The 9633-nt window shown below is 71.0% G+C and carries 13 protein-coding genes; 10 read left to right on the forward strand and 3 right to left on the reverse strand.

All coding sequences use genetic code 11. The features are described from left to right. The first annotated feature begins 76 nt into the window (after window positions 1-76). The 8 genes from NKJ47_RS15095 to NKJ47_RS15130 all read left to right on the forward strand — a co-directional run bounded on the left by NKJ47_RS15095 (window position 77) and on the right by NKJ47_RS15130 (window position 6050). Window positions 77-1033 (forward strand): cation diffusion facilitator family transporter, encoded by a 957-nt coding sequence (locus tag NKJ47_RS15095; RefSeq protein ID WP_254458653.1) that lies wholly within the window; start codon window positions 77-79, stop codon window positions 1031-1033. Window positions 1034-1158: 125 nt separating this feature from the next. Further along, complete coding sequence (locus NKJ47_RS15100) at window positions 1159-1629, forward strand: FKBP-type peptidyl-prolyl cis-trans isomerase (protein WP_254458654.1); 471 nt, start codon at window positions 1159-1161, stop codon at window positions 1627-1629. Window positions 1630-1753: 124 nt separating this feature from the next. Beyond that, on the forward strand, window positions 1754-3112 hold the full coding sequence (locus NKJ47_RS15105; protein WP_254458655.1) for an Hsp70 family protein: 1359 nt from the start codon (window positions 1754-1756) through the stop codon (window positions 3110-3112). 326 nt (window positions 3113-3438) lie between these two features. Then, entirely contained in the window at window positions 3439-3765 is a 327-nt protein-coding gene (locus tag NKJ47_RS15110; RefSeq protein ID WP_307551560.1) for a YkgJ family cysteine cluster protein, read from the forward strand. Window positions 3766-3781: 16 nt separating this feature from the next. Next, a complete protein-coding gene (locus tag NKJ47_RS15115; RefSeq protein WP_254458657.1) occupies window positions 3782-3982 on the forward strand; it encodes a hypothetical protein in 201 nt (66 codons plus the stop codon). Between the two features lie 231 nt (window positions 3983-4213). Further along, window positions 4214-5008, forward strand: coding sequence for an EAL domain-containing protein (locus NKJ47_RS15120; RefSeq protein WP_254458658.1), 795 nt, complete (start codon window positions 4214-4216; stop codon window positions 5006-5008). Window positions 5009-5105: 97 nt separating this feature from the next. Further along, the gene (locus NKJ47_RS15125; protein ID WP_254458659.1) at window positions 5106-5684 is read left to right on the forward strand and encodes a mechanosensitive ion channel family protein; all 579 of its coding nucleotides are present in this window, start codon (window positions 5106-5108) and stop codon (window positions 5682-5684) included. 102 nt (window positions 5685-5786) lie between these two features. Further along, a complete protein-coding gene (locus NKJ47_RS15130) occupies window positions 5787-6050 on the forward strand; it encodes a DUF2789 domain-containing protein (protein WP_254458660.1) in 264 nt (87 codons plus the stop codon). Window positions 6051-6053: 3 nt separating this feature from the next. Here the strand turns inward: NKJ47_RS15130 and NKJ47_RS15135 are convergent, their stop codons facing one another. Then, window positions 6054-6320: a DksA/TraR family C4-type zinc finger protein gene (locus tag NKJ47_RS15135; protein ID WP_254458661.1), complete on the reverse strand. Its 267-nt coding sequence runs from the start codon at window positions 6318-6320 to the stop codon at window positions 6054-6056. A gap of 112 nt (window positions 6321-6432) precedes the next feature. Next, window positions 6433-6966 (reverse strand): DUF2058 domain-containing protein, encoded by a 534-nt coding sequence (locus NKJ47_RS15140; protein ID WP_254458662.1) that lies wholly within the window; start codon window positions 6964-6966, stop codon window positions 6433-6435. A 121-nt stretch (window positions 6967-7087) separates the two neighbouring features. On the opposite strand from NKJ47_RS15140, the gene NKJ47_RS15145 reads away from it, so the two are divergent. Continuing rightward, window positions 7088-7585 (forward strand): YgjP-like metallopeptidase domain-containing protein, encoded by a 498-nt coding sequence (locus NKJ47_RS15145; protein ID WP_254458663.1) that lies wholly within the window; start codon window positions 7088-7090, stop codon window positions 7583-7585. A gap of 69 nt (window positions 7586-7654) precedes the next feature. Next, the gene (locus tag NKJ47_RS15150) at window positions 7655-8365 is read left to right on the forward strand and encodes an rRNA pseudouridine synthase (RefSeq protein WP_254458664.1); all 711 of its coding nucleotides are present in this window, start codon (window positions 7655-7657) and stop codon (window positions 8363-8365) included. A 93-nt stretch (window positions 8366-8458) separates the two neighbouring features. Here NKJ47_RS15150 and NKJ47_RS15155 read toward each other — a convergent pair whose 3' ends face one another. Continuing rightward, window positions 8459-9265 carry an SGNH/GDSL hydrolase family protein gene (locus NKJ47_RS15155; protein WP_254458665.1) on the reverse strand — a complete coding sequence of 269 codons (807 nt, stop codon included), beginning with the start codon at window positions 9263-9265 and terminating at the stop codon, window positions 8459-8461. Between the last annotated feature and the right edge of the window lie 368 nt (window positions 9266-9633).

Below are 9633 nucleotides of genomic sequence, written 5' to 3' on the forward strand. Positions count from 1 at the left end.
CGGTGACAACGGGAAGCCGCCTATTGTAGTCGCCCGCCCCGTGCCGCCGTGCGGCCGCGCCAGCCGCAGGAACGCCATGTCCGCCTCATCCGGGTCCCGTCTCGCCATCTACGCCGCGCTCGCCGGCAATCTGGCCATCGCCATCGCCAAGTTCGTCGCCGCGGCGATCTCGGGCAGTTCGGCGATGCTCAGCGAAGGCGTGCATTCGCTGGTGGACACGGTCAACGAGCTGTTGCTGCTGTACGGCCTGCGCCGCGCCGCGCGCCCGGCCGACGCCACCCACCCGTTCGGCCACGGGCGCGAACTGTACTTCTGGAGTTTCATCGTCGCCCTGCTGGTGTTCGCGCTGGGCGCCGGCGTGTCGCTGTACGAGGGCATCGCCCACATCCGCGATCCGCAGCCGGCCAGCGACCACACCCTCAACTACATCGTGCTGGGGCTGTCGCTGCTGTTCGAAGGCGGCTCGTGGTGGGTGTCGCTGCGCGAGTTCCGGGCGCGCAAAGGCCGCCTGAGCTATGTGCAGGCATTCCGCGAGAGCAAGGACCCGAGCCTGTTCACCGTGCTGGTGGAGGACAGCGCGGCGCTGATCGGCCTGCTGATCGCGCTGGCCGGCCTGCTCGCCGCGCAGTGGCTGGACATGCCGGCACTGGATGGCGTGGCCTCGATCGGCATCGCCGCGGTGCTGGCCTGCTCGGCGTTCGTGCTGGCGCGCGAGACCAAGGGCCTGTTGATCGGCGAGCCGGCGGCGCGCCCGCTCGGCGACGCGTTGCGCCGGATCGCCGCGGCCGATCCGGACGTGTGCGCGGTCAACGGCGTGCTCAGCGTGCAGATGGGGCCGGACCAGGTGGTGGCCGCGCTCAGCGCCGAGTTCGAGGACCAGCGCAGCACCGCGCAGATCGAAGCCTGCATCGAGCGCATCGAGGCCGCCGCGCGCGCCGAGCATCCGGAACTGCAGGCCCTGTTCGTCAAGCCGCAGACCCCGGAGACCTGGCTGGCGCGGCGCACCGCGCTGCGCCGGCCGCCGCCGGGCTGAATGCGCCGCACCAGCGGCGACTTGCGGCGCCACGGCGCTTTTCGTTAGGGTAGCCGGGTAGCACCCTCTCATCGCGCTGTGACTGTGCCGGCGTATCCCCCCTTACTCACTGAACGAGGTTTCCCATGGAGATCGCCAACGGGCTTGTCGCCACCATCCACTACACCCTGACCGACGATGCGGGCGAGGTGATCGACCAGTCCTCGCCGGACAATCCGCTGAGCTACCTGCACGGCGCCGGCAACATAGTGCCGGGCCTGGAGAAGGCGCTGACCGGCAAGCGCACCGGCGAATCGGTCACCGCCGACGTGATCCCGGCCGAAGGCTACGGCCCGCGCCACGAACAACTGGTGCAGCAGGTGCCGCGCGGTTCGTTCCCGGATGCCGAGTCGCTGGCGCCGGGCATGCAGTTCCAGGCGCAGACCGACCAGGGCCCGCTGCTGGTTACCGTCACCGAGGTCGGCGACGAACTGGTGACCATCGACGGCAACCACCCGCTGGCCGGGCAGGTGCTGCATTTCGCGGTGGAAGTGGCCGGCGTGCGCGAGGCCACCGAGCAGGAAAAGAACCAGGGCCACGCCGGCGCCGCGCTGTAAGCGACCCGGTTCCGCCTTTCCCCACGAGGCCCGCCGATGCGGGCCTCGTGCGTTTTTCGGCCGCGCTTGCGTCGCGCCGCGGCTTGCCCCACAGTGCGCGGCCCCTCCCGCCCCCGGCACCGTCATGCGCCTCGGTATCGACTTCGGCACCAGCAATTCCGCCGCCGCCGCGGTGATCGACGGCCGCGTGGTGCCGATCGACTTCGGCGCGCAACAGCAGTTCCGCACCACGGTGTACTTCCCCGAGGTGATGCGCGACCCGGCCGAGTTCGACCTGACCCCGGCGCTAGAACGGCAGGTGGACGAGCTGATCGAGGCCGGCCGCCGCGATGCGCTCGCGGCCGGGCGCGAACGCAGCCCCGAGGCGCTGCGCCGCGACGCGATCCGGGTGGTGCGCCGGCAGTGGATGGAAGCGCAGATGCGCGAGCCGCGCAGTTCCGCGGCGCTGCTGCAGAACGCGGTCTACGGCGATGCCGCGCTGGACGCGTACTTCGTCGAGGGCGAAGGCAACCTGGTGCAGAGCCCCAAGTCGATGCTGGGCTACAACCTGCATCCGCGCGCGCGCCAGACCATCGCCGGCATCGCCGCGCACATTCTCGAACACATCCGCCTGACCGCCTCGCAGCAACTGGGCGTGCAGGTGCGCCGCGCCCTGCTCGGGCGCCCGGTGCAGTTCCGCAGCTCGATCGGCGAGGCCGGCAACGCGCAGGCGCTGGAGATCCTGCACGGCGCGGCGATCACCGCGGGATTCGACGAGGTCGCCTTCCTGGAGGAGCCGGCCGCCGCGGCGATGCACTACCACGCGGTCAGCCGCGAACGCCACGCCGCGGTGGTGGTGGACATCGGCGGCGGCACCACCGACATCGCCTACGCCAGCGTCGGCGGCGACGCTCCGCCGCAGGTGCACCGTGCCTGGGGCATCCCGCGCGGCGGTACCGACATCGACCTGGCGCTGAGCCTGGCCGGGTTCATGCCACAGTTCGGCCGCGGCCTCACCCGCGTGCCCTCGCACCACTACGTCGAAGCGGCGATGGTGCAGGACACCACCCGCCAGCGCGATTTCCGCCAGCACCGCTACGACGCCGTGCCGGCGCCGTACGACACGCGCCTGCGGGCGTTGCAGGAACCGGGCAACACCGCCCGCCTGTACCGCGCGGTGGAGCGCAGCAAGATCCGCCTCAGCGACGCCGAGCGGCACGAGGAAACGCTGGACTACATCGAAACGGGGCTGCAGGTGCAGGTGCAGGCCGAGGAACTGGTGCAGGCCGCACGCAGCTACCTGGAGGCGCTGCAGGAACTGCTGGCGCAGGTGCGCCAGGACATCGGCGGCGAGCCGGCCGCGGTGTTCCTGACCGGCGGCATGTCGCGCGCCGGGTATCTGCAGCGCCTGGTCGCCGCCGCCTTCCCGCAGGCGCGCCTGGTCCACGGCGACCCCTCGTTCGGCGTGGTGCAGGGCCTGGCGCTGGCCGCGGCGCAGGCCTAGCGCCGCGCAGGCGGGCCACGCGCCCCGGCGCCTGCGACCGGCCTGCCGCACCGCCGGCGCCGCCGCGCGGCTGGCACCGTTCACACTGCGCCGCAGCAACTGGCGTAGCATGGCCCCACGCTTCAGCGTCCTATCGCCACGCGCGTCTCGTCCGGCCGTTTCTGTCGCCCGACTCGCCTCCTCCTCGCGCCAACCTCCGTCCCGCTGCGGGCCGGATCCATCCGGAGCGCCATGTCCTTCGCCCCTGCCACGCTCCACGCCGAGCGTCTGGCCCTGCCGCCCCCGCCTCCATGCCGCCCCATGGCACCCGATCGCGGTGGTCACGCATGAGCGCGGCCGCGCGGGACGCGACCGACACCGGCATCGCCTGCGACCGCTGCGACGCGATCTGCTGCCGCCTGACCGTGCTGGTGATGCCGGACGACCGCGTCCCCGAGCATCTCACCGAGCATACCCGCGAAGGCCTGCATGTGATGGCGCGCGACGAGGACGGCTGGTGCGTGGCGGTGGACGGCGCACGCATGTGCTGTTCGATCTACGAACTGCGCCCGGCGATCTGCCGCAAGTTCGCGATGGCCGGCCCGTACTGCCGCGACATCCGCCGCACCCACCACGAGCAGTTGACCCGCGGCATTCCCCTGACGATGTACTGACTGCAGGAGTTCCAGCATGGCACGCCCCACCAGCAACACCGCTTCGCCCAGCGCCAGAAACGCACGCGGCGCCAGCACCGCCGACAAGGCGCAGAAGGGCCTCAGCCGCGAGCGCATCGAGGCCGACCTGGCCGCGTTCCACCGCGCCGGCGGCCGGGTCGAGGTACTCGGCACCACCCGCGTGCTGAAGAAGGTCGACGTCGCCGACGCCGGCTAGGCGCGCCCTCGTCCCCCGGGCACGCCACGCTGCATTGCGCGTGCCAAGGAGACCAGGAACAACGCGGCAACGGACGCTTGCGCATGCCCGAGGGATCCACACCGCCACGGGCGCGCACCGCGACGGCGCGTCGGGGCGGGCCTGGCAGGCGCCAGGCCAGGCCAGGAAAGCACGGCGCCGTCTTCACGAGGCAGGCGCATACTGCGATCTCTCCCCTCGTCTCGGTTCGGCATGCTCCTGCGCTCCCTGTCCGCGGAACTCGGCCAGCCCGCCTGCGGCAACTGCCGCGATGGCGAGCCGCTGGATTTCGCCGTGCGCATGGCGTTCCAGCCGATCGTCGATGCCGCCACCCGCTCGCTCTACGCCTACGAGGCGCTGGTGCGCGGCGAGGACGGCAGCGGCGCGGCGGAGGTGCTGGCGCGGGTGCGCCCCGAGCAGCTGTACCGCTTCGACCAGACCTGCCGGGTGCAGGCGATCGCCACCGCCGCACGCCTGGGCCTGCGCACGCGCCTGTCGATCAACTTCATTCCCAATGCGGTGTACGAGCCGGCGACCTGCATCCGCCTGACCCTGAAGGCGGCCGAGCACTTCGGCGTGCCGACCGGCGACCTGATCTTCGAGTTGAGCGAGTCCGAACGCATCGCCGACCTGCCCAAGGTCGTGCGCATCCTGCGTGACTACGCGCAGCGCGGCTTTCTCACCGCGATCGACGATTTCGGCGCCGGCCACTCCGGCCTGACCCTGCTCGCCGATTTCCAGCCGCACCTGATCAAGCTGGACATGGCGCTGATCCGCGGCATCGACGCCAGTGCCGCGCGCCGCCACATCGTCGGCGGCATCGTCGCGATGGCCGCGCCGCTGGGTTGCCGCGTGCTCGCCGAGGGCGTGGAGACGCCCGCCGAGTACCACGCGCTGCGCGCGCTGGGCATCGATCTCTACCAGGGCTATCTGTTCGCCAAACCTGCGCTGGAGGCGTTGCCGGACGTCACCGACGCCCAGTGGGACGCACTGGAGCGTGCCACCTGACTGCCGCATCGCGGTGCCGCGCGCGGCCCGCTCCCGCACTTGCCCGCAACGGCCACGCTTGCGACCATCGCGGCTCCCCTGCGTTCTCCGATGTGCGATGCCCTCGCTGCATACCCTGCTGCCGCCCTGGACCCACCGCTGGCTCGACGTGATCGTGCCCGGCGCGCAGATCGTGCTGATCGTGCTTGGCGCCTGGCTGCTGCGCACCGTGCTGCGGCGGCTGATCCGACGCCTGGGCGAACACTACGCGCTGCCGCCGGAGCTGGTGATGATGGCCCGCCGCGGCAGCGGCTTCGTCATCTACGCCGCGGCGCTGCTGCTGATCCTGGACCGCTTCGGCGTCTCCGGCACCGTGCTGTGGACCGCCTTCACCGGGTTCGCCGCGGTCGCGGCCGTGGCGTTCTTCGCCGCCTGGAGCGTGCTGTCCAACATCTTCTGCGCGCTGCTGATCTTCACCACGCGGCCGTTCCGCCTGCACGACCACATCGAGTTGCTGGAGAACGGCGAGAAGCCGGGCCTGAAGGGCCAGGTGATCGACATCAACCTGATCTACACCACGCTGCGCGAGGAACGCGACGGCGACGGCGAGAGCGTGCTGCAGATCCCCAACAGCCTGTTCTTCCAGCGCAGCACGCGCCGCTGGCGCGGCCATCCGGTTCCGTCCGGACTGGGCTGAGCGCCGCGACGGCCCCACGCTGACGCCACGCACATGGCGCAGCGGGTATGGTCCACGCCAGTCGCCTCGCGCGGCCCTCTCCTCTTTCCGACCAGGTACCGCATGGAACCCGCCATTCACCCGTTCGCCGACCTCTTCGCCCAGCTCGGCCTGCCCAACAGCGAGCCGGAGATCCGCCGGTTCATCGCCCAGCACGCACCGCTGCCCGATGCCATGCGTCTGGAAGAGGCGCCGTTCTGGACGCCGGCGCAGGCGCAACTGCTGCGCGAGGAGCGCCTGGAAGACGCCGACTGGGCAATCGTGGTCGATCAGCTCAACATCGCGCTGCATGCGCAGCCGACGCCGGGCGCCGACCGCGCCCACTGAGCGTCAACGCAGCTGGCTGTCCTTGCTGCCGCGGCGGTTGTAGCCGCTGTGCTCGTGCTGCGCGCGGTCCTGCGCGTCCTGGCAGGCCACGCACAGGCGCACGCCCGGCACCGCCTTGCGCCGCGCCTCGGGGATCGGCGCGGCGCAGTCCTCGCAATGGCTCAGTCCCGGGCCCTGCGGCAATTGGCTGCGCGCCCGCTTGATCGCATCCTCGACGGTCGCATCGATCTGGTCCTGCACCGCGCCGTCGCCTGCCCACCCAGTGGCCATGGTCGTCTCCGCACTGTTGCCTTGCCTGGATGATGCGGCCGGCGCCGGCGAATGCAATGCACGCCGGCTTCACCTTCCCAGGACGTTCATGGGGCGCCGCGCGGCGCCCGCCTCACCAGATCAGGTCGTCCGGCACCTGGAAGCGGGCGTAGTAGGGATCGTCCTCGCCGCTGGCCGGCGGTGCCGCCAGCGCGTCGAACGCGATGGTCGCCGGGTCGCGGCCCACGATCTTCTCCACCACCGCGCGCGGAATCGGCACGTAGCCGGCATCCAGCCGCGCGATCACCACGCTGCCGGCGATCAGCTGCGCGCGCAAGGCCGCATCCACCCGCAGCCGCTGGATCTTGCCGGCATCGGTGAAGTGGTAGTCGATCTCGCCGTCGGCCTTGAGCTTGTGGCTCTCGACCAGTTGCCGCGCCTGCGCGCGCTGCTCCTGCACGCGGGCCTGGGCATTGCGCTCGGCCGACAGCGCCCGGTCGCGCTCCACCCGCTCCTGCCGCAGCCGCTCGCTCTCGCGCTGCTCGGCGCTGGGCGGCGGCGGGGTCTTGCCCTGGCGCGCCTTGGCCTGCTCGCGCGCGACCTGCGCCACCTGGCTCTTCTTCACCAGGCCGGCCTTGAGCAGTTGCTCCTGCAGGGGATTGCGCATCGGAAGCGTCCACGGACTCGGATTCGGAAAGCGCATGATACCCGCAGCGCCGGCACCCGCCCGCGAAGCCGCAGGACCGCGGCGGTTACGCGTGCAACGCGCGGCACGCTAAGGTGGCGGCATGGACACACTGCGCTATCTCGTCGGCTACCCACCCCAGGTCCTGGACCAGGTGCGCGAGCTGATCGCGCGCCAGCGCCTGGGCGACTGGTTGCGCAGCCGCTACCCCGAGGCCAACGCGGTACGCACCGACCGCCAGCTGTACGACTACACCCAGGCGCTGAAGGACCGCTGCATGCGCAGCGCCGAGCCGTTGCACAAGGTGAGCTACGACAATCGCCTGCAGGCGGTGAAGCACGCGCTGGGCACCCACACCACGGTGTCGCGGGTGCAGGGCGGCAAGCTCAAGGCCAGCCGCGAGATCCGCATCGCCGGCGTGTTCCGCGATGCGCCGGCGTCCTTCCTGCCGATGATCGTCGCCCACGAACTGGCGCACCTGAAGGAAAGCGCGCACAACAAGGCCTTATATCAGCTGTGCCTGCACATGGTGCCGGACTACCACCGGCTGGAATTCGACCTGCGCCTGTACCTGACCCAGCTGGAACTGGACGCGCGCTGAGACGCCGCCGCGTGGCGGCGCCCGCTCGCGGCCCGTACACTGCGCCCCCGACCGATCGTTGCAGTGCCGATGTCCAGCCCCGTCCGTCTCGACAAGCATCTCGCCGCCCTGCTGCCGTGTTCGCGCGGCGAGGCGCAGCAGTACATCGAGGGCGGCTGGGTCAGCGTCGACGGCGTGGTGGTCGAGGAGCCGCAGACCCCGATCACCACCCAGCGGGTGACGCTGGCGGCGGACGCGCAACTCGGCCCGGCGCAGGCGGTCACGCTGCTGCTGCACAAACCGGCCGGACTGCGTGCCGAAGACGCGCTCGCGCTGGCCACGCCCGGCCACCGCAGCGCGCTGGATGCCGGCGAGGTGCGCATGCTCAAGCGCCATTTCCTGCGCCTGAGCGTGCCATTGCCGCTGGAGACCGAGGCCAGCGGGCTGCTGGTGCTGAGCCAGGACCGCCGCGTGCTGCGGCGGCTGAGCGAGGACGCGGCCACGCTGGAGCAGGAATTCGTGGTGGAGGTGAGCGGCACGTTGCAGCCCTACGGCCTGCACCGGCTCGCGCACGGGCTGCGCCATGGCTCGCGCACGCTGCCGCCGTGCAAGGTCAGCTGGCAGAGCGAACAGCGCCTGCGGTTTGCGATCAAGCACGTGCAACCGGGCCAGTTGCGCGACATGTGCGCGCAGGTCGGACTGCAGGTGAGCGGGCTGCGCCGCCTGCGCATCGGCCGCATTCCGTTGGGCAAGCTGGCGCCGGGCGAATGGCGCTATCTGCCGGATGGCGAGCGGTTCTGAGCGATTGCGGTTGCGGCCTCGCCGATCATTGTTGCCCGCGCCCCGACCCTCACCCCCTCTCCCGGGGGGGGGGGGGAGAGGGGCCAAGGCGGCTCAGGGCTGCGCCAGCGCGCGCTGGATCGCCTGCTCGGCCAGCGGCGCCATCACCGCATAGCCGGCGGTGTTGGGGTGCACGCCGTCGATCGCCACGGTCTTGTCCATACCGCCGTCGCGGTTGCTCAGCTTGCTGTAGTAGTCCAGGTACACCGCGCCCTGCTGCTGCGCGTAGCGCTGCATCCAGGCATTGAGCGCACGCACCTTCTGCGCCGGCTGCAGGCCCGGCCGCCACGGATAGTCGGTGACCGGCAGCACCGAGGCCAGCACCACCTTGATGTGGTGGGCCTGGGCCAGTTCGGTCATCGAACGCAGGTTGTCCTCGATCATCTCCAGCGTGGACAGTCCGGTATTGCCGGCCAGATCGTTGGTGCCGGCCAGGATCACCACCACCGCCGGCTTCAGGTCGATCACGTCCTGGCGGAAGCGCACCAGCATCTGCGCGGTGGTCTGCCCGGAAATGCCGCGGTTGACGTAGGCGGACGTGCCGGGGAAGAACGTGGTGCCTTCGCGGCGGCCCCAGGCGTCGGTGATGGAGTCGCCGTAGAACACCACGCGCGGCGCGTTCGCGGCTGGCGCCGGCAGCGCGGCATTGTCGGCGCGATAGCGCTGCAGTTGCGCCCAGTCCAGCAGACGCTGCTGCATCGCCTTCACTTCGTCGGGCTTGAGCGTGTCCGGCGCCCGCGTGTACAGCGCATCGACCTTGCCCTCCAGCGCCGCGGTGGACGCGGGCGTCGCCGCCTGTACGGCACCGGCGGCAGTGGCGCACAGCGCGATGGCGATGGACAACAGCGAGGGGCATTTCATCGAGGCGTTCCTTGTGCGGACAACGGTGATCGCGCAGTGTAACCAAGCGCTCGCATCGCCCATGCCGCATTGCCGCAGTGGCAGCGCACACACGTCGGACGACACCGCGATTCAGCCCGCGCTCACGCTGCGAATCCCGCACTGAAGATCGACGGCGCTTATCGCCACGCGCCACGGCTGCGCGCGTCGCCGCGCCGTGTCGATGCCCGGCAAGACGCGGCCGCGACGGCCATCGCAGCCGGCACCGGCGTGCGTCACGCGTGTGCCGGCACGATGACAGCGCGATGCTGCCGCCATCGTTTCTCGCTATCGCCGCAACCTTTTGCGCAGTCCCTAACTTTTTCGTAAGTACATGACACGCAAGGATT

Source organism: Xanthomonas sacchari (assembly GCF_024266585.1).
In the GTDB taxonomy this organism is placed as follows: domain Bacteria; phylum Pseudomonadota; class Gammaproteobacteria; order Xanthomonadales; family Xanthomonadaceae; genus Xanthomonas_A; species Xanthomonas_A sacchari_C.